19 protein-coding genes are annotated in these 21,175 nt (G+C 35.7%); 15 read left to right on the forward strand and 4 right to left on the reverse strand.

Annotated features, from left to right (window positions below):
- Nucleotides 1-192: 192 nt before the first annotated feature.
- Nucleotides 193-1,926: a phosphoenolpyruvate carboxykinase gene (locus E4T88_RS13815; RefSeq protein WP_135106405.1), complete on the forward strand. Its 1,734-nt coding sequence runs from the start codon at nt 193-195 to the stop codon at nt 1,924-1,926.
- An 81-nt stretch (nt 1,927-2,007) separates the two neighbouring features.
- Nucleotides 2,008-4,221, forward strand: a complete 2,214-nt coding sequence (locus E4T88_RS13820; RefSeq protein WP_135106407.1) for a glycoside hydrolase family 3 C-terminal domain-containing protein — start codon at nt 2,008-2,010, stop codon at nt 4,219-4,221.
- 82 nt (nt 4,222-4,303) lie between these two features.
- On the opposite strand, the gene E4T88_RS13825 is transcribed toward E4T88_RS13820, so the two are convergent.
- Nucleotides 4,304-5,971, reverse strand: coding sequence for a formate--tetrahydrofolate ligase (locus tag E4T88_RS13825; RefSeq protein WP_135106409.1), 1,668 nt, complete (start codon nt 5,969-5,971; stop codon nt 4,304-4,306).
- 496 nt (nt 5,972-6,467) lie between these two features.
- On the opposite strand from E4T88_RS13825, the gene rho reads away from it, so the two are divergent.
- Nucleotides 6,468-8,309, forward strand: a complete 1,842-nt coding sequence (rho, locus tag E4T88_RS13830) for a transcription termination factor Rho (protein ID WP_135106411.1) — start codon at nt 6,468-6,470, stop codon at nt 8,307-8,309.
- Between the two features lie 95 nt (nt 8,310-8,404).
- Nucleotides 8,405-9,337 (forward strand): cation diffusion facilitator family transporter, encoded by a 933-nt coding sequence (locus E4T88_RS13835; protein ID WP_135106413.1) that lies wholly within the window; start codon nt 8,405-8,407, stop codon nt 9,335-9,337.
- A gap of 96 nt (nt 9,338-9,433) precedes the next feature.
- On the opposite strand, the gene pfkA is transcribed toward E4T88_RS13835, so the two are convergent.
- From pfkA to cmk, 3 genes are all read right to left on the reverse strand, one after another.
- Complete coding sequence (pfkA, locus tag E4T88_RS13840; RefSeq protein ID WP_135106415.1) at nt 9,434-10,414, reverse strand: 6-phosphofructokinase; 981 nt, start codon at nt 10,412-10,414, stop codon at nt 9,434-9,436.
- A gap of 99 nt (nt 10,415-10,513) precedes the next feature.
- Nucleotides 10,514-11,389: a 4-hydroxy-3-methylbut-2-enyl diphosphate reductase gene (locus tag E4T88_RS13845; RefSeq protein ID WP_006844467.1), complete on the reverse strand. Its 876-nt coding sequence runs from the start codon at nt 11,387-11,389 to the stop codon at nt 10,514-10,516.
- On the reverse strand, nt 11,390-12,082 hold the full coding sequence (gene cmk, locus E4T88_RS13850; RefSeq protein ID WP_135106417.1) for a (d)CMP kinase: 693 nt from the start codon (nt 12,080-12,082) through the stop codon (nt 11,390-11,392). It abuts the gene before it with no gap.
- A gap of 207 nt (nt 12,083-12,289) precedes the next feature.
- Between cmk and nusB the strand changes: the two genes are divergently transcribed.
- From nusB to E4T88_RS13905, 11 genes are all read left to right on the forward strand, one after another.
- On the forward strand, nt 12,290-13,216 hold the full coding sequence (gene nusB, locus E4T88_RS13855) for a transcription antitermination factor NusB (RefSeq protein WP_135106419.1): 927 nt from the start codon (nt 12,290-12,292) through the stop codon (nt 13,214-13,216).
- A gap of 120 nt (nt 13,217-13,336) precedes the next feature.
- Entirely contained in the window at nt 13,337-13,675 is a 339-nt protein-coding gene (yajC, locus tag E4T88_RS13860) for a preprotein translocase subunit YajC (protein WP_006844470.1), read from the forward strand.
- Between the two features lie 34 nt (nt 13,676-13,709).
- On the forward strand, nt 13,710-14,696 hold the full coding sequence (locus E4T88_RS13865) for a YbbR-like domain-containing protein (RefSeq protein ID WP_135106421.1): 987 nt from the start codon (nt 13,710-13,712) through the stop codon (nt 14,694-14,696).
- A gap of 11 nt (nt 14,697-14,707) precedes the next feature.
- The gene (gene coaE / locus E4T88_RS13870) at nt 14,708-15,298 is read left to right on the forward strand and encodes a dephospho-CoA kinase (RefSeq protein WP_135106423.1); all 591 of its coding nucleotides are present in this window, start codon (nt 14,708-14,710) and stop codon (nt 15,296-15,298) included.
- Nucleotides 15,299-15,949: a carbonic anhydrase gene (locus tag E4T88_RS13875; protein ID WP_135106425.1), complete on the forward strand. Its 651-nt coding sequence runs from the start codon at nt 15,299-15,301 to the stop codon at nt 15,947-15,949.
- A gap of 19 nt (nt 15,950-15,968) precedes the next feature.
- Nucleotides 15,969-16,865 (forward strand): metal ABC transporter solute-binding protein, Zn/Mn family, encoded by an 897-nt coding sequence (locus tag E4T88_RS13880; protein ID WP_135106427.1) that lies wholly within the window; start codon nt 15,969-15,971, stop codon nt 16,863-16,865.
- 3 nt (nt 16,866-16,868) lie between these two features.
- Nucleotides 16,869-17,654 (forward strand): metal ABC transporter ATP-binding protein, encoded by a 786-nt coding sequence (locus E4T88_RS13885; RefSeq protein ID WP_135106429.1) that lies wholly within the window; start codon nt 16,869-16,871, stop codon nt 17,652-17,654.
- A gap of 109 nt (nt 17,655-17,763) precedes the next feature.
- Nucleotides 17,764-18,024 (forward strand): hypothetical protein, encoded by a 261-nt coding sequence (locus E4T88_RS13890; protein ID WP_135106431.1) that lies wholly within the window; start codon nt 17,764-17,766, stop codon nt 18,022-18,024.
- 243 nt (nt 18,025-18,267) lie between these two features.
- A complete protein-coding gene (gene lepA / locus E4T88_RS13895) occupies nt 18,268-20,055 on the forward strand; it encodes a translation elongation factor 4 (protein WP_135106433.1) in 1,788 nt (595 codons plus the stop codon).
- 120 nt (nt 20,056-20,175) lie between these two features.
- Nucleotides 20,176-20,685: a flavin reductase gene (locus E4T88_RS13900; protein WP_135106435.1), complete on the forward strand. Its 510-nt coding sequence runs from the start codon at nt 20,176-20,178 to the stop codon at nt 20,683-20,685.
- Nucleotides 20,686-20,687: 2 nt separating this feature from the next.
- Nucleotides 20,688-21,155: a GyrI-like domain-containing protein gene (locus E4T88_RS13905; protein WP_135106436.1), complete on the forward strand. Its 468-nt coding sequence runs from the start codon at nt 20,688-20,690 to the stop codon at nt 21,153-21,155.
- Nucleotides 21,156-21,175: the final 20 nt, after the last annotated feature.

The following is a 21,175-nucleotide window of genomic DNA, read 5'->3' on the forward strand; positions in this document are numbered from 1 at the left end:
TAGAACAACCCGATTGAGATTATGTTTAAAAATGCGACACATATGTATACCGTATCAAAAGATTATTTAACATACATAAACCATATCTACCTTATCATATTAACTAAAAACTTAAATTTAATCTTTATCTTTGTTTGTTTCGTATCAAGAAACACTCTCTTTTTGTATTAATTTAACCATATATAAAACATTATGCTACATGAATTTACGCTTTCCAGAGGAAGAGCAATGATCAATTTTACATTAAAATATTGCGACACAAAGCAAAAACTTCTTAATAGCTATGGTTTTCGACGAGTAGTTGATTCTTTTATAAAACAATTTCTTAAGAAAGAAGAGGTTGTGATTTTCGATTATTATATTGAACATTTTGGCTCAGAAGACAATCTTGTAGATGCTTTTATCGAAGTATTTAAACTACTTACTGTATTTGAAATTGAAGAAGTTGTAGCTGTGGATAACAAGTATTCAAAATTCTTTGAAGATAAAGACTTATTTATAGAAGTTACAGAATTGCTTTTTGAATATTGGAAAAGACTTGAGAGATATACAATCGTAAGAAATAACAGGCTGGGTGAAGGTCTGCAAAATGTTCGTTTTATTCAGGCCAATGATATGTTTAACGATCTCATATTATCAACAGGGCGTAGAATACAAACGACAGTAGTAGGAAGGGAATCCCGTATTTTTCGTCAATCTATAGCCGGAGCTAATGCCGGCCTGACATTAAACGATGTAAACTGGAATTGTCCGATCGAATATAAAGGGTTAACATCAATACCTTTTATTAGTACAGTAGTATTCCATCCTCCATATATTTCTTATACTAAGAGAAATACACGTGATGGCATTTTCCAAGAGCATCAACAAAATCCGATTGAAAATCTTGTGTTAAACGAAGACGACTGGTTCGTATTTCCTGCTAAAGTGGGTAACATGTTGACCTTCGTTTATTTCCATAAAGATTTTATGGTACATGGTGTAGGGCTCTCTAATCTTTTTGAAATAGCGACAGAAAATGAATATATAGGAAAAAAACCAGATATGATCTACATATTCGGTTATCCTGATGGTCATGAAGAAAAACGTACTTTCTATTACAAAGATAAAAAGAATGATATACTGATTGGATATGCAAACTATTGCGACGATATAGATTATTTCGGATATATGAAGAAAATGCTTCTTACATTGCATAATGTGAAGCAAATTGAGAATGAAAGACTACCTATACACGGCGCTATGGTGAACATTGTTCTTCGTAATGGAAAAGAATCCAATATAATCATCATGGGTGACAGTGGTGCGGGAAAATCTGAAAGCCTTGAGGCTTTCAGAACTTTAAATGAAAACTATATCCGTCATATGCGTGTCATTTTTGATGATATGGGTTATCTTAAGAAAGAAGAAGATGGTACTATCAAAGCATATGGAACCGAGATTGGAGCCTTTGTAAGGGTAGATGATCTCGATCCGGCTTATGCCTTCGCTCAATTGGATAGAGGTGTTTATACCAATATGGATAGAGTAAATGCTCGTGTTACAATTCCGATATCGACATATGAAATTATATCCAGAGGATATCCGATAGATTATTTCCTATATGCCAATAATTACAATGAGGCCGAAAAGAAAATCCTCTTGTATAACGATTTGGATAAAGCTATTCCAATATTTGAAGATGGAGCACGTAAAGCAAAAGGAACGACAACAGAAAAAGGACTTGTAAAATCTTATTTTGCAAATCCATTTGGACCGGTTCAAGAACGAGAAGCGACCGAAAAGCTTGTACGCTTATATTTTAGTGATATGAAAAAAGCCGGAGTTAAAATCGGCGAAATACACACGTCTCTGGCAATTGAAGGTAAAGCAAAAGATGGCCCGCGCGAGGCAGCCGAAGAGCTTTTCTCTTTGATTAATGAATAATAAATTATATATTTACAAAGCCTCTTGACTCATTATCAGAGGCTTTGTGTATATTTTATAATTCAGAATCAAAAAGAAATCATGAAAAAACTGAAGTTAACGTTGATCCTTTCTATCTATGTTTTATCCTGTTTTTCACTGCTTGGACAAAATTACCCTTTCCAAAACACCAACCTCTCTATTGATGAACGAGTCAACGACTTAGTGTCAAAATTAACATTAGAAGAGAAGGTTGCCCAGATGTTAAATAATACACCTGCAATAGAGCGGCTCAATATTCCGGCATACAATTGGTGGAACGAATGTCTGCATGGAATAGGCAGAACAGATTATAAAGTAACGGTTTTTCCGCAGGCTATAGGTATGGCCGCAGCTTGGAATAAAGAGTTGATGAAAGAGGTTGCTTCTGCTATATCAGACGAAGGACGTGCTATATATAATGATGCCACATCAAAAGACAATAGAGAAATATATTACGGATTAACATATTGGACTCCTAATATTAACATATTTAGAGATCCTCGTTGGGGACGTGGACAAGAGACTTATGGCGAAGATCCCTTCTTAACCGGGGCATTGGGAAAGTCTTTTGTTGCCGGATTGCAAGGAGACGATACTAAATATCTAAAAGCTGCTGCTTGTGCCAAACATTATGCTGTACATAGCGGCCCCGAAAATACACGTCATACATTCAATACATTTGTTACTGACTATGATTTATGGGATACTTACCTTCCTGCATTTCGGAATTTAGTAGTGGATGCCAAAGTTGCAGGAGTGATGTGTGCATACAATGCATATAATGGAGAACCTTGCTGTGGTAATAATTTTCTGATGCAAGAGATACTACGCGAGAAATGGAACTTCACGGGCTATGTAACATCGGATTGTGGTGCAATTGACGATTTCTATCAACATCACAAAACGCATCCTGATGCCAAATATGCAGCAGCTGATGCCGTATACAACGGAACGGATATAGATTGTGGTAACGAAGCCTATAAGGCTCTTGTAGATGCTGTAAAGGCCGGTATAATTACAGAAAAGCAAATAGATATATCTCTTAAACGCTTGTTTACGATAAGATTCAGACTAGGCATGTTTGATCCTGCCGAAAATGTTAAATACTCTCAGATATCGACATCTGTTCTTGAATCTCAGAAACATAAAGATTTAGCATTGAAAATAACAAGGGAATCTATTGTACTTCTAAAAAATGAGAATAATACATTACCTCTAAGTAAAAAGCTAAAGAAAGTAGCAGTTGTAGGCCCTAACGCAAATAATGAAGTTTCTGTTTTGGGTAATTATAATGGTTTCCCAACCGAGATAGTAACGCCATACGAAGCTATAAAACAAAAATTGAAAGGGGCAGAAGTTATTTATGAAAAAGGAATAGACTTTGTTACTCCTTCAGCAAACAGTCAAGAAGAAGTTTCTACATTATTAAAACGTCTTAAAGGTGTAGATATAGTTATTTTTGTAGGTGGAATCACTCCCGAGTTAGAAGGAGAAGAAATGCCTGTTAAAATTGAAGGCTTTACCGGGGGTGACAGAACTTCTATCAAGCTACCTAAAATACAAACAGATTTTATGAAAGCCCTTGTTGCTGAAAAAATCCCTACAGTGTTTGTAATGATGACAGGTAGCGCAATTGCAACAGAATGGGAATCACAAAGCATTCCAGCCATTGTCAACGCATGGTATGGTGGCCAGGATGCAGGTACAGCTATTGCTGATGTACTATTTGGAGACTATAATCCTTCAGGAAAGCTTCCTGTTACATTCTATGCAAAAGATAGTGATTTGCCTGCCTTCAATTCATATGAAATGAAAAACAGGACATATAGATATTTCAACGGAGAAGTTTTATATCCGTTTGGATATGGCTTAAGTTATACTAAATTTGAATATTCACCGATCCAAGTACCGTCAACAATAGATACAGGAAACAATGCTAAAGTATCTGTCAGCATTAAGAATACAGGAAAAGTAGAAGGAGAAGAGGTTGTACAGCTTTATATCTCTTACCCTGATACGAAAGGACAGAAACCTTTATATGCTTTAAAAGGCTTCAATAGGGTATCACTCAAAGCTGGAGAATCTAAAACTGTAGAATTCAATCTATCGCCAAGAGAGCTCGGTTTAGTAGATGATGCTGGCATATTAAAAGTTAGTGCGGGAAAAAGAAAGATATTTATCGGAGGAAGCTCTCCTACCCCAACCCATTCAGAAAAACTTCCACTCGTTGAGAAAGATTTTGATATAAAAGGAAGTGATTTTATTGTAGAATAAGTTTGATTAGATTGATTATAAAAAAAGCCTCTGAAGAAATATTCAGAGGCTTTTTTGTTTATTTTAAATCATGAAATACCTATCAACTAAGTCCTTCAATCATACCATTTACAATATCAATATGCTTTGCTTGCGGCTCTGCGGGTAACCCCGGCATTCGCATGATATCTCCGGCTATAGCAACAATAAATTCAGCACCATTGTTAATCACAATATCATTTATTGTAAATTCAAAATCTTTGGGAGTGCCATACAGGCTGGCATCGTCAGAAAAAGAATATTGCGTTTTTGCGATACAAATCGGATAATGAGTTATGCCCATTTTCTTAATCGTATCCAGTTTTCTTTTAGCTTTATTGCTAAATACAACAGAGGCTGCACCATATATTTTCTTTGCAACTTTATCTATCTTAGTATCAATAGCATCTTCATCATCGTATGTAAAAGTTAAACTTCTGGAAGGATTTAAGTCAATTTGTTCGACAACTTTCTTCGCTAATGCTATAGCTCCTTCGCCTCCTTTTACATAAGAATCATTCAAGGCAAATCCAACTCCCATTTTATCACAACATTTCTCTATCAATGAAATTTCTTCATCAGAATCGAAACCATATCTATTTAAAGATACAAGAACGGTCTGTCCGAAAGATTTCATATTTTCGATATGCTTGTTCAAATTTTCAAAACCTTTCAGCAGCCCATCTATATTTTTCTTCTTAATATCTTCCAATGCTACTCCTCCATGCATTTTCAATGCCTGAGTAGTGATCACTATTATTGTAAGCTTAGGTGTTATACCGGCCTTACGACATTTAATATTAAAGAACTTTTCAGCACCCAGATCTGCACCAAAGCCGGCCTCAGTTATTACATAATCAGCATGAGACATTGCCATTTTGGTAGCAATTACAGAGTTACAACCATGAGCTATATTTGCAAAAGGCCCACCGTGTATAATAGCCGCAGAATGTTCTGTAGTTTGTACCAAATTGGGGTTTATCGCATTTTTCAATAAAACAGCAATAGCACCTGAAACACCGAGATCATTAACTGTAAAAGCATTATTTTCGACGGTATATCCCAGAATGATATTTCCTATTCTTCGCTTTAAATCATCAATATCTTTCGATAAACATAGAATAGCCATTATTTCTGAAGCCGGAGTAATTTCAAATCCGGACTCAGTGGGGATACCATTTGTTGTTCCATTCAATCCAGTGACGATATATCTTAAGCTCCTATCATTTACATCCAGTACCCTCTTCCATGTTATTTCCTTCAAAAAACCTTTTGTGCCCTTACTTCTATACAAATAGTTATCAAGTAAAGCGGTTATCATATTATGCGCAGATGTTATTGCGTGAAAATCACCTGTAAAATGCAGATTAATATCTTCCATAGGCAAAACCTGAGCATGACCTCCCCCGGTAGCACCTCCTTTCATTCCAAAGCAAGGCCCTAATGATGGTTCTCTCAATGCAACAACTGTTTTTTTACCTATTTTGTTTAAACCCAAAGCTAATCCAATAGAAGTTGTTGTTTTCCCTATTCCTGCTTTAGTGGGAGTTATTGCTGTAACTAATATGAGGTTACTATTAGCCACCTTCTGATCATTGATTAGAGATACAGGTATTTTAGCTATATATTTACCATAATTATATAGTTGCTCTTGAGATATTCCGAGCTTCTTGGCTATAATATTTATATTTTCTAACTCTATATTTCTTGCAATCTCAATATCTGTAATCATGTTATTATTGGGTTTAATGATATTAATAATTTTACGGGGAGCAAAGATAAATCTTTAAATTAAAGAATCAATAAAGATTTTTCAACACTGTAGTCCCTAATTAACACCCGTCCTCACATATATGTTCATATTCCATTATTTAGAACCAGTTTATATGTCTTTATTATGAAGGAAATAGAAAAAACAATAACAGAATAGATGTTGTAAAATAGATTTCTTTTATTATCTTTGCACAGGTTTATTGCAAATCTATCTTTGTCTAGCAAAAAAATAAAATAATTATTTTCTCTTGTAAACAAAAAAGATTAGGGGTTGAATATCATCCCGACAGATAGCCAGCCAACAAACTAACTATTTAAATCTTAGATAATAACCTTAAATTATTATCTCCCTAAAGTTAAGTTCCATTAAAGTTATTATTATAAAGTTTTACAGAAAAGGCTTTACTCTAATTTATTAAAAATTCTCAAAAATCAATATTTTAATATAGATATACATGCGTATATACAACATTCTTGAGCTTAACGAGAAGCTCACTATCGAACTTAGAACCATCGCAAAGGAGCTTGGGATACGACGTCCTGATGCTTATAAGAAAGATGAGTTAATCTATAAAATTCTTGATGAACAAGCTATCTTAGAAGCAAAAAACAAAAACTCTGAGAGCTATCAAAGCGAAGATCGGATAGAACAACAACAAAGAAAATCCCAGTCTGCAGCTAAGAACAAACTAGAAAGACCCAAGAACCAACCGCAAGCGAAAAAAACAGAAAAACAAGACTCTAAACCTGCTGATGCCTCCCCTAAAAAAGAAGAGCCAAAACCTCAGGTAAAAGTAACACCTAAAGAGGCTCCTGTTGTGGAAAAGAAAAATGAACCGAAAGTAGTCATTGAAGAAAAAGAAAAAGCCCCACAAAAAGAGGTGGTAAAGAAAGTGGAAGAAAAAGAGAAGGAAGCTAAGCCTGTCAGCAATGTAAAACAACAGCCAACAGCTGTAAAGCCGACTCAACTGGTTTTTCGCTCTAACAAAGTAAGAGAAGCTCAACCAGAAGAACCTGTTCCGGGATTACCTCTCCTATCTCCATTAGAAGTTGATGCAGAGGTTCCGGCTGTGGAAATTATTACTGAAGCACCAGCTAAAACAAATAAACCGGCACAGCAACAAAACAATCAACAAAATCAAAAACAAAATAATCAGAATCAGGAAAAATCTTTTGATTTTGAAGGAATATTATCAGCTACAGGTGTTTTAGAGATTATGTCGGAAGGCTACGGATTCCTTCGTTCATCCGATTATAATTATATGTCGTCTCCTGATGATATATATATATCCCAATCTCAAATACGCCTATTCGGCTTAAAAACCGGGGATATTGTGGAAGGACCAATACGTCCACCGAAAGAGTCTGAAAAATTCTTCCCTTTAGTTAAGGTAGATAGAATCAATGGACGCACACCGGATGAAGTACGTGACCGCGTTCCGTTTGATCATTTGAAGCCGCTATTTCCAGATGAGAAATTTAAACTAACAAAAGGACGTAATGACAATCTATCATGCCGTGTTGTAGATCTATTCTCTCCGATTGGTAAAGGACAGCGTGGTTTGATTGTTGCTCAACCGAAGACCGGTAAAACAACATTGCTAAAAGATATAGCAAATGCGATTGCAGATAACCATCCTGAGGTGTACATGATCGTTCTTCTGATCGATGAACGCCCTGAGGAGGTTACCGATATGGAACGTAGTGTAAATGCTGAAGTTATAGCATCTACATTTGACGAACCGGCAGATCGCCATGTGAAGATTGCCGAAATAGTATTGAATAAAGCAAAACGTATGGTAGAGTGCGGACACGACGTAGTTATCCTATTGGATTCCATCACTCGTCTAGCTCGTGCATACAATACTGTGCAACCGGCTTCAGGAAAAGTATTAACCGGAGGGGTTGACGCAAATGCATTACATAAGCCAAAACGTTTCTTCGGAGCAGCACGTAATATCGAAAATGGAGGATCTCTAACAATCATTGCAACAGCATTGACTGAGACCGGCTCTAAAATGGATGATGTTATCTTCGAAGAGTTTAAAGGTACAGGCAATATGGAACTTCAGCTCGATCGTAAATTGTCTAACAAGCGCATATTCCCAGCAGTGGATATTATTGCGTCAAGTACTCGTAGAGATGACTTACTACTGAGCAACGATACACTAAGCAGAATGTGGGTTCTTCGTAACTTCTTATCTGACATGAACTCTGTAGAAGCAATGCAGTTCCTTGACGGAAGATTAAGAAAAACAATAAATAATGAAGAATTCCTTATCTCAATGAATGACTAGGTAAGAAGAATTATAATTCTAGATAACAGAAGCAAGGGAAAAAGAAGTAACTTTACCCTTGCTTTTTTATTTTAAATAATTCTAAATAAGAACGTATGAAACACGATCATAATCATAACACCCACGAACATTCACATAGCGGGCATAGCCATGCACATAATGCCAATAAGAAGGCTTTAACGATTAGCTTCTTTCTGATAGCAGGATTTATGTTTGTTGAATTCATCGGAGGATATTTAACGAATAGCTTAGCTTTAATATCTGATGCTGGGCATATGTTAAGTGATGCCGTTGCACTAGGGTTAAGTTTAAGTGCTCTTATTTTCGGCTCCAGAGCAGCAACCCCATCCAAAACGTATGGATATAAACGTTTTGAAATCCTAGCTGCGTTATTAAATGGCATTGTACTTGTCCTGATTTCTGTTTTTATATTCAAAGAAGCAATACATCGACTTTCAGAACCGCCTCATGTAATAGGCCCGGGTATGATGGTCATATCAGTCATTGGGCTTATTATTAATATTATTGTCGCATATATCCTGCATTCACAAGGCTCGACCAAAGAAAACTTAAATATAAGAAGTGCTTTTCTGCACGTTATAGGCGATTTGTTAGGTTCTGTTGGGGCTATAGCTGCAGCAATACTCATCATGTTATTTGGCTGGTATATAGCCGACCCAATAGCAAGTATGATTGTTTCACTCCTAGTTCTTTATAGTGGATGGCACGTCCTTAAAGAATCTGTTAACATATTGATGGAAGCTAAACCATCAGAGATAGATTCTGATGAAGTTGTAAATGCGTTGAAGTCAATAGAAGGCATAGAAGATATACATGACTTACATATATGGATGATAACGTCTGAATTTTCGGTATTAACAGTTCATCTAATAGTAAAACCACATGTTGATCGTGACCTAATCCTAGAGAAGGCTAAGCGCTCTATTCATGAAAGATTTGGAATTAAGCATGCCACAATTCAGTTAGAAGGAAAGAATATTTGTTTGTCTGAAGACTCTTGTAATTAAAGTTTTTTTCAAAGGGAAATAATCAAACAAAAAAAACGACAAAATCGGATGATGATTTCGTCGTTTTTTATTTAGTATCTATATTTTATTCTATTTCTAAATTGAAAGAACCTTCAATGTTTCTACTAAATCCGGCTGAATTGGTTTATTCTTTTTGATTGCTTTGGAAAATGGAACATATACAATCACATCATTCTGAATACCAATCATTACATTGCGTTGACCATCAAGCAGAGCATCAATTGCGGAAGCACCCATTCGGCTAGCTAGTATACGGTCGTTTGCAGTAGGAGAACCTCCACGTTGTACATGCCCAAGAATAGTTACTCGTACATCGTACTGAGGAAATTCTTTTTTTACACGCTCGGCCATTACCATTGCACCACCGGTGATATCACCCTCTGTTACAAGAACAAGGCTACTATTTTTACTTTTACGAAATCCATTAGATATCAAATCCGCCAATTGGTCTTGTTGCATTGATCTCTCAGGGATAATAGCAGCTTCTGCTCCAGAGGCAATCGCTCCGTTAAGTGCAAGAATACCGCATTCACGACCCATCACTTCAATAAAAAATAAACGTTCGTGCGAACTGGCTGTATCGCGAATTTTATCTACAGCTTGCATGATTGTATTCAACGCTGTATCATAACCAATCGTTAAATCTGTTCCTTGCAAGTCATTATCGATAGTTCCCGGTAGACCAACTATAGGAAAATTATATTCTTGTGCAAAAATACGGGCTCCAGTAAGTGAACCATCTCCACCTATAACAACCAAAGCATCAATATTCTCACGTTGAAGTGTTTCGTATGCTGTCTGACGACCTTCTGTTGTTTCAAACTCTTTACAACGAGCTGTTTTAAGAATTGTACCTCCTTGCTGTATAATATTACTTACACTATTTGTTTTGAATGGTATAATTTCATCAAATACCAATCCCTTATAACCACGCATAACACCTTTAACTTCTATTCCGTTATAGATAGCTGAACGAGTTACTGCACGAATAGCAGCATTCATACCCGGAGCATCGCCTCCGGAAGTAAGGATACCAATACACTTAATGTTAGCCATAATGTTATTTATATTTATTCTTAAAGTCCCTTTTTCAAAATGAATTACAAAAATAAGAATAAATTCACTGATAAGGCTAATCTCAATATGTCAATTTGGTTAAATTAACACCGATCTTATTTCCTCTATTTTTGCTTCTACTTCTTCCATTTGCCATTTTGGAGTAGAAGTTGCACCACAAATACCTATTGAGGCTGTTTTGCTTACTAAATCAGGGTTTATATCTGATGGTGTAGTGATAAAATACGAGTTGGGATTATATTTTTTACACTCAGCAAATAAGACCTTTCCATTCGAACTCTTCTCTCCTGCCACAAAGAATATGATGTCATTATTCAGAGCAAATTCTTTGATGTTAGGAATACGGTTTGACACTTGACGACAAATAGTATCAAAAAATTCAAACTTAGCATCTCCCGTCATTCTGCCTTGAATAATATCAATTATCTCTTGAAATCCATCCAGCGGTTTTGTTGTCTGAGAGAATAAACAAATATTTTTAGAAAAATCGAGTTTTTCGAGATCTTCTTTCTTCTCAATAACAATAGCACTCGATTCAGTTTGTCCGAGTAGCCCATTCACTTCGGCATGCCCGTTTTTACCATAAATAACAATTTGTGTATTGTTATCTCTTTCACTATCATATTTGTCGTGTATCTTTTTCTGAAGACGTAAAACAACAGGACATGACGCATCTATGATCTCGATATTGTTTTCCTTCGCCGTTTGATAGGTTGAAGGTGGCTCGCCATGAGCCCTAAGTAAAACTCTTGCATTTTTCAGTTTTGCAAACTCTTCATGATTAATAGTCTTCATTCCAAGTTTTTCCAACCTGTCTACTTCTAGGTTATTGTGCACGATATCTCCTAAACAATAAAGCATGCCTCCTTTGGCCAATTCTTCTTCTGCTTTCTTTATGGCATTAACTACCCCAAAGCAAAAACCTGACTTAGCATCTATTTCTATATTACTCATTTAATTTGTAGTTATTTGTTTGAACTTTTGTACCAACCATTGCATCTGATCGTCAATGGTCATATATGAATTATCCAGAAGAATGGCGTCATGCGCTTGGATTAAAGGGCTTTCTGCCCGCGTCTGATCCATATTATCTCTGGTTCTTAAATTTTCCAGCACTTCTTCGTATGTCGTTTTCGTATCACCCTTCGACTGCAATTCATCAAAGCGTCTCTGTGCTCTAATTTCAGCTTTTGCAGTCACAAAAACTTTCATCTCGGCATCAGGAAAAACAACAGTTCCTATATCTCTCCCATCCATTACAATTCCTTTCGCCTTACCCATTTCTTGTTGGAGGGCCACCATTGCATGGCGTACAAAAGGAATTGCACTAACAATACTCACTTTTGACGATACTTCCATACTGCGTATCAGACCTTCAACATTCTGTCCATTCAGGTATGTCTCAGGAGTTCCTGTATCTTTGTTTAAGTGAAACTGTATCTTTATATTTTCTATTTCGTTATGCAATTTTTCTTCATCCAGCGTTTCGCCATTAAAGAGATTATGTTGTATGCAATATAGCGTTACAGCCCTATACATGGCTCCACTATCTATATAGACATACCCTATCTCCCTTGCCAAACTTTTGGCCATAGTACTCTTACCATTCGATGAAAACCCATCTATTGCGATAACTATTTTTTTCATTACTTACTTCTATTAAACATCTAAGCGATATAAATGTTTATGTTGATTCGTTATAAATTATATTCCTAATAAAGATACGGCAAAGATAATTCTAATTTTTCATTCTAAATCCTCCTTCGTTTTATAACAAGAAAGATGTTGGCGAAAAAAACTATTGTATTACAAAAAAATGTGTATTTTTGCAGCCTGAAACATTTTTATATATAAATGATAAATCGCGTTCTTATTCGTATCAGGGTTGTTCAAATACTGTTCTCATGCAGTCATAGTGAAACCACAGATTTGAGAAAGGCAGAAAGTGAGTTAATGCTTAGCCTACAAAAATCATATGATTTGTACTTTTATCTGTTATCGTTGATGGTAGAGTTGACTAATACTTATGCTCAGAGAGTAGATAGTCGTAAATCGAAGCTATTGCCCACTAAAGAGGATATGAGCCCAAACACAAAGTTGTTGAATAATAAATTCATATCTCAACTCAGTCAAAACACAGAACTGATAAAATACCTGAACGATAGGCCTTTCTCATGGGCAGAACATGATGCTTTTATCCGCAACCTATTGGATAATATCTTAAACTCTGACATATATAAAGAATATACAGAAAATCAATCTCAAGAATATACTGACGATCGTGAGTTTTGGCGTAAAGTTTTCAAGCAAATTATATGCACGACTGAAGATTTATATTCCATCCTTGAGGATGAAAGTCTTTATTGGAACGACGATATCGAAATCATCCAATCTTTTGTTTTAAAAACAATTAAACGCTTTGAAGAAAACAAAGGAACAGAACAAGAGTTGCTTCCTATGTTTAAGGATGAAACGGATAAAGAGTTTGCAGTAAAATTATTGAGAGAGTCCTTATTCAACGGAAAAGAATATAAAGAGCTGATTGATAAATACACTAAGAATTGGGAGTCGGAACGTATTGCTCTGATGGATATGGTTATAATGCAGATTGCAATAGCCGAAATCATCGAATTCTCATCTATCCCAATTAGTGTTTCCTTAAATGAATATATCGATATAGCGAAGTCATATAGTACTATAAAAAGTGCTTCTTTTATAAATGGAATTTTGGATGCAATTGTAAAAGAGCTGAAAGAAGAAAAAAAGATAATTAAGAAATAATAGCATTTATCATATTTTCGCATAAAGCCTATTTCAAAATATTCACTTATATTTGTAAAAACTTATTCAAAAAAAAGTAACTGAAGTAAGAATAATATAAATCAATATTAAAGAACAATTATGACTTTATTAAATGTATTGTTACAAGCTGCAGATGGTGGAGCTTCTCCTGCCGGAGGTTTATTAGGCGGAAGTACCGGCATGATTATAATGATGGTACTGCTCTTCGGAATTATGTACTTCTTTATGATCAGACCACAGCAGAAGAAACAAAAAGCTCTACAAGAAGCAAGAAACGCCATTAAGGTAGGTGACAAAGTGGTTACAGCCGGAGGTGTTCACGGAAAAGTGAAAGAAGTGGGTGATACATATTTTATTCTTGAAATAGCAGAGGGAGTAAAAATTAAGATTGAAAAATCTTCTGTATATGTTTCAGCCGAAGATACTAAGAAACAATAATTTTTTTATTACGGTAAATATCCGGGTATAGCTTATGAGCGATACTTACGATAAGGAAATATTTGCACAAAAGGTCAAAGCTTTTTTCAAGACAATTCGGTGGAAAAAGATTTTGACCTTCATGTTTTTTGTGCTTTTATCTTTTATTTTCTGGATGATGCAAGTGTATCGCCAAAAATACGAGGCAACCCTTGCTATACCTGTTAAATACATAAATGAGCCGGATAGTATAGTCTTTGAGAATGAACTGCCAACTACGGTTTATGCCCGAATCAAAGATGATGGTGCTACCCTATTCCGATATTACCTGACCAGACGTAAAGACTCACTGGTGGTTGATGTCAGAGAGGTTATAAAGAATTCACCGGACAAGGTTATCCAAGGACGTAATTTTGAGCAATTGATACGTTCTAAGCTTTTCGTCACATCCGAACTAATTAGCTACTCTCCCACTCGGGTGTCATATTCATATGCCTTATTACGAAGCAAGAAGTTACCTGTTATTTTTAACGGCAGTGTAAGTCTCGATGCCGGTTATATGCTCGACGGAGACTTGATAACTCAGCCGGATTCTGTTATGGTATACGGCAGTAAAGCTTCATTAGACACCATTTTCTTTGCTTATACGGAATCGGATACATTAAGGAATATCAAATCGGCAAAGAAGGTAAAAATAAAGATGAAGCCTATACTAGGAGTCAAATATGTTCCGAGTGAAGTAGAATTGAACATTCCAATCGATGAGTTTATAAAAAAGGAAGTTGAAGTACCTATTACCTGTATCAATTTACCAAGCAACTTAGAAATAAAACTATTTCCGTCTGCTGTCAAAATTGAATTTTTTGTAGGCAAGAGAAGACCAGATAATATAACCAGTAGTAATTTCGAAGTTACTATAGACTACAACGATATAAAAGAGCTGAGAGATGCAACTATACCTGTACGTATAACCGATAGTCCTGATTATATACGCACAATGACACCTGTACCTTCAGAGGTAGAGTTTGTACTCGAACAATAATAACAATTATTATGATCAAACTAGGTATAACCGGTGGCATAGGCAGTGGAAAATCAACTGTCTCTCAGATATTTTCACTTAGTGGTGTGCCTGTTTACATTGCTGATATAGAAAGTAAAAGGTTAGTTGCCACATCTCCTACAATTCGAAAAAAACTAATCAATCTATTTGGTGAAGAACTATATAGTGGTGGAGTACTAAATAAACCATTGCTTGCTTCTCATATATTTAATGATAAGAAAAAACTGGAAACAGTAAATGCAATTATTCACCCCGAAGTAGAACGTGATTTTATTGAATGGGTTAAAAAACATGCACAATGTGACATTGTAGCGCATGAAGCTGCTATACTCTTTGAATCTGGATTTAACAGAATGATGGATAAGGTGTTGATGGTATATACACCTTTAGACATAAGAATCGAGCGAACAATGCTAAGAGACAACCTCCCTAAAGAAAAGGTGATGGAGCGCATACAAAATCAGATGTCGGATGAAGAAAAAGCTAAACTTTCTGACTTTGTAATTGTTAATGATAACACAAAATCATTGATCGAACAGGTAACGAATATAATACAAGAACTTAAAACCTCAAAAAACTAGATGCAAATACAAGAATCATATCAGAAAATTTTTGCAGAAAACAAAAAATGGGTTGAGAATAAGAACAAAGAAAATCCAAATTTCTTTACCCATCTTGTAAAAGAGCAAAACCCTGACTATTTATATATAGGATGTTCGGATAGTCGTGTACATGCAAATGAAATAATGGGATTGCAACCGGGAGAAGTATTCGTTCATCGCAATATAGCCAATATGGTTGTAAATAATGATCTGAATGTATTGTCTGTTATTAACTATGCTGTAGAATATTTGAATGTAAAGTATATAATTGTTTGCGGCCACTATAATTGCGGCGGAATAAAAGCAGCTATGCAGCCGAGAGATTTAGGTATCCTGAATCCATGGTTAAGAAATGTACGAGATGTATATCGTTTACACGAAAAAGAGCTAGATGCTATTCCTGATATGAAAGACCGCTACAATCGCTTGGTAGAACTTAATGTATACGAACAGTGTCTGAATGTTATAAAAACAGCAGAAGTGCAAAAATCATATTTGGAATCAGGATATCCACGTGTAGCAGGTTGGGTGTATGATCTTAACGATGGCACTTTGATAGACCTGAACATTGACTTCAAGAAAGAACTTGATCACATTCGTAAAATATACGACCTAACGAAGGAAAAGTAAAATAAGACTATATTAAATAATGAAACATAGACATACATATATAGCTTTATGTTTGGGAATACTTACACTTGCTTTATTACAAGGTTGTAAACCTTCAACAAAAGCTGAAGACTCTAAAATACTGATGGTCACGATAGAACCGCAGAAGTATTTTTTAGAGGCTCTTGTCGGGAATCACTTTAAAGTAGAATGCATTATTTCTCCCGGAATGAATCCGGAAAGTGCAGACTTTACTCCTTCACAGATGATGAATCTTGACAAAAGTACAGCTTATTTCAAGGTGGGTTATCTTGGTATAGAGAACTCTCTGATAAATAAAGTTGCGGCAAGTAATCCTGCGTTTAAAGTAATTGATTGTTCGGATGGCATAGAATCAACATGTGAAGACCACAATCATCACGAAGGGCATGATCATAGTCATCATGGACATGTAGGAGGAGATCCACATACATGGAGTTCTGTCGTTTCTGCTAAAATCATTGCAGAAAACATGTACAAAGGGCTTATTGAAATAGACAGAGTAAATGAAGCTGATTACAAAGCAAATTACGATAAACTTCTCTCTGAAATAGACAAGACCGATAGTATAATAAAATCGTATCTAGAAAAAGCACCAAGCAAAGCTTTTATCATTTACCACCCTGCGCTTAGCTATTTTGCTCAAGAATATGGGCTGACACAGTATTCCATTGAGCATGAAGGAAAGAACCCTTCTCCGGCTCAATTGAAAGAACTGATAGACAAAGCAAAAACTGAAAGTCTAAAAGTTGTCTTTATTCAAAAAGAATTTGACACAAAGAATGCTGAAACAGTAGCCCAAGCTATTGGCGGAAAAGCTATACCTATCAATCTGCTGTCTTATAATTGGAGTGAAGAAATGATTAAAATAGCTAGAGCTATGGCTTTAGAAGATTGATTAATGAGTAAAATTCTTGAGATAAAAGATCTTTCTGTAGGATACGACGGCAATCCTTATGTATTGAAGAATGTCAATCTGGACGTTACCAAGAATGATTTTCTTGGTATTATCGGCCCAAACGGAGGAGGTAAAACAACTCTTCTGAAAACTCTCATGGGGTTGGTCAAACCGACTTCAGGTAAAATATCTTTTTACAGGAATAATATAAAGGTTGATAAAATAAACATCGGTTATTTACCTCAGATCAACCAGATTGATAAAAAATTTCCAATATCTGTATCTGATGTTATCTTGTCTGGGTTAACCGTAAAAAAAGGCCTTTTCTCTTCTTATACAAAGGAACAAAAAGAAAAGGTGAGCGTCATTGCCGAAAAAATGGGGTTGGAACAGCTTATACACCGTTCGATAGGTGCGTTATCAGGGGGACAGTTGCAACGTACATTACTAGGAAGGGCAATTATCGATGACCCCGATTTGTTGGTTCTTGATGAGCCGAATTCCTATGTGGATAAACGTTTTGAAAGTAATTTCTACAAATTGCTCGAAGAGATAAATCTGGATACGGCTATCATACTGGTATCTCATGATGTTGGAACCGTTATTTCACTCGTGAAGAATATAGCATGCGTAAACGAAGGACTGCATTATCATTCAGGCACGAATATCTCGACCGACTGGCTTGAAAAATCATACAATTCGTGTCCTATAGAAATAATTGGACATGGAGATTTTCCTCACAGAGTTTTAGAGAAACATGAGGGTTGTGACTGTTGCAAAGAAGATTAGCAATTCATTATCTCCTTTTTTTTAAAAATGACTATAAATTGATATTACTCTATATCTGAGAACTAAACACATGCTTAGAACGTTAAATAGGTTATAAAACAATTATATTATGAAAAAGATATTTTTTGCATGCCTTGTTGCATTTACACTTGCAGCTTGCGGACCAGTTTACAATACACAACTAAAACAAGTAGAACTGGGAATGACACAGCGAGAGATCGTCTCACTTATGGGTGATAAATATTCAGTTGTCGACCAAAGAAGTAATGGAGACCAGACTTTAGAATATGTAGATAAATTTAAAAACCACTGGTACTTTGTTTTTGTTAATGGACAGCTAAATAAATGGTATAAGGAAACAGAAAAATAAAATTATATCAGAATAAAGGAATAGGATGTATCAATGGTGCATCCTATTTTTATTATATATGGACATAGTTTATATAAAGAATGATAATGCATTTATTTCTCATGATTTAATCTTTCTTTAAAGTCACAGAATTCTGTTTCTCTAATAGCCCTGTATTTTATATCTTTTTTGTATATTTGCAGCCTAATTTGGGGTAGTATATTTACTTCAAATCGATACACCAAAAAGAAGATTTATTATAGAATGGATAAAATACGAAATTTTTGCATTATAGCTCATATTGATCATGGTAAAAGTACCCTTGCTGACAGGCTTTTAGAATATACAAAGACTGTTGAAGGCAAAGACTTGCAAGCTCAGGTACTTGACAACATGGATCTGGAACGTGAGCGTGGCATCACGATAAAAAGCCATGCTATCCAGATGGAATATGTATATAAAGGCGAAAAATATATTCTGAATCTGATAGATACTCCCGGACACGTTGACTTTTCGTATGAAGTTTCGCGCTCTATAGCAGCATGTGAAGGCGCCTTATTGATCGTAGACGCAGCACAAGGTATACAGGCACAAACAATATCAAACCTGTATATGGCAATTGAGCATGATCTTGAGATTATTCCTATTCTGAACAAAATAGACCTGCCAAGTGCTATGCCTGATGAAGTTGAAGATCAGATAATAGAACTGTTAGGTATAAAAAAAGAAGATATAATACGAGCCAGTGGTAAAACAGGAGAAGGCGTTTATACCATACTGGATTCGATTATAGAACGAATACCGGAACCACAAGGAGACCCCGAAGCTCCATTGCAAGCACTTATTTTCGATTCAGTTTTTAACTCTTTCCGTGGTATCATTGCCTATTATAAAGTAGTGAATGGAACAATTAAGAAAGGTGATCTCGTAAAATTCTTTGCAACAGGTAAAGAATATGACGCTGATGAAGTAGGTGTACTAAAACTGGATATGTCTCCGCGCAATGAAGTTAGATGTGGCGACGTTGGTTATATAATTTCAGGGATTAAAACTTCGAAAGAAGTAAAAGTAGGAGATACTATCACACATGTAAAAGGAGCGTGCGACAAGGCTATTGATGGCTTCGAAGAAGTAAAGCCAATGGTTTTTGCCGGAGTTTATCCTATCGATAGCGAAGACTTTGAAGACCTACGCTCATCGTTAGAGAAACTTCAGTTGAATGATGCCTCTCTTACATTTCAGCCGGAATCATCTGTTGCCTTAGGATTTGGTTTCCGTTGCGGATTCTTAGGTCTATTACATATGGAGATTATACAGGAACGCCTCGACCGGGAATTCAACATGGATGTGATCACAACTGTTCCGAACGTATCTTATATAGTTCACGACAAGAAAGGGAACACGAAAGAGGTTCACAATCCGGCAGGACTCCCTGACCCTACCCTGATAGATTATATAGAAGAACCTTATATACGTGCTTCGGTAATCACCAATACCACCTATATAGGGGCTATTATGACTTTATGTCTCGGCAAACGAGGTATCCTTATCAAACAAGAATATATCTCAGGAGATCGTGTTGAGATTATATATGATATACCATTAGGTGAGATTGTTATCGACTTTTACGATAAGCTGAAAAGTATTTCGAAAGGATACGCTTCTTTCGATTATCATATGCACGACTATCGTGAATCGAAGCTTGTAAAACTTGATATACTATTAAATGGTGAATCTGTAGATGCCCTCTCTACACTAACTCATGTTGACAATGCCGTAAACTTCGGACGTCGCATGTGTGAAAAATTGAGAGAACTTATTCCCCGTCAACAATTTGATATAGCAATACAGGCTGCTATCGGTGCTAAAATTATAGCCCGTGAAACGATCAAGGCCGTACGTAAAGATGTTACGGCGAAATGTTATGGTGGTGATATCTCTCGTAAGCGTAAACTTCTCGAAAAACAAAAAGAAGGTAAAAAACGCATGAAGCAGGTAGGAAACGTAGAAGTTCCTCAAAAAGCCTTCTTAGCTGTATTGAAACTCGATTAAATTATCTTTATACAGACCATTAGATTAGTTTAGAAATAAAAAAGTGACATCTAGAAACAGTATAAAAACTGTTACTTTTGTTACTTTTTAATTGAAAACGATATTGACAATTGCTAAATCATGACATCCTTTGAAAAAATAGATATAAAAGATTTTACTCCCGATTCATTTGGGTTAAAACACAAATGGATGCTCGTTACTGCATCTAAGCCCGATGGAACAGTGAATACAATGACTGCTAGTTGGGGTGGGTACGGTGTGATGTGGAACAAGGAGGTCGTATTTGTTGTTATACGTCCTCAAAGATACACGAGGGAGTTTGTAGAAAGTACTGAATCTTTTTCTCTTACTTTCTTTGATAAAAAATACTTAAAGGACTTAAGTTATTTAGGTAAAGTATCGGGACGTGATGAAGATAAAATCTCAAAAGCCGGACTAAATATTGCTTTCGATAAGAATATACCATATTTTATGGAAGCGGAAACAGCTATTTTTGTCAAAAAGCTCTTTGTCCAGCGCATTCAAGAAGATGCTTTTTTAGAGAAAGACATCATCGAAAGATGGTATCCCGAAAAGGATTTTCATTACTTGTATATTGCAGAAGTAACAAATATCTTAAAGAGGAAATAAGGATGAATCGTGAAGAAGTCACTCTGACTAAGTTTGTGGTTGTTGGAATATCTGTCCGTACTACGAATCAGAATCATCAATCGCAAGAGGATATTGCAAAACTATGGGAAGTTTTTTTCCGTAATGCTTACATTCAGCAACTGATGCCGAATAAGGTATCTAACGATATCTATTGCATTTATACTGATTATGAGAGTGACTATACAGGAGAATACACGACTGTATTAGGTTATAAAGTTTCCAGTGTTGAAGGGATACCTACAAATTTGGGATTGACTTTCAAAGAAATACCGGAATCGAAATATTATAAGTACCTTTCGGAAGGTGAACTGCCTTATGCCATAGGTAAAACTTGGGCACATATTTGGCAGTCTAATATAAAAAGACGTTATTTAGCAGATTTCGACATCTATGGTGAGGAGTCGAAAGACCCTAAAAATGCTAAAATAACAACATATTTATCTATTTAAATAAATTTCACTTTACACAA

This window comes from Dysgonomonas mossii, assembly GCF_004569505.1.
Classification (GTDB): domain Bacteria; phylum Bacteroidota; class Bacteroidia; order Bacteroidales; family Dysgonomonadaceae; genus Dysgonomonas.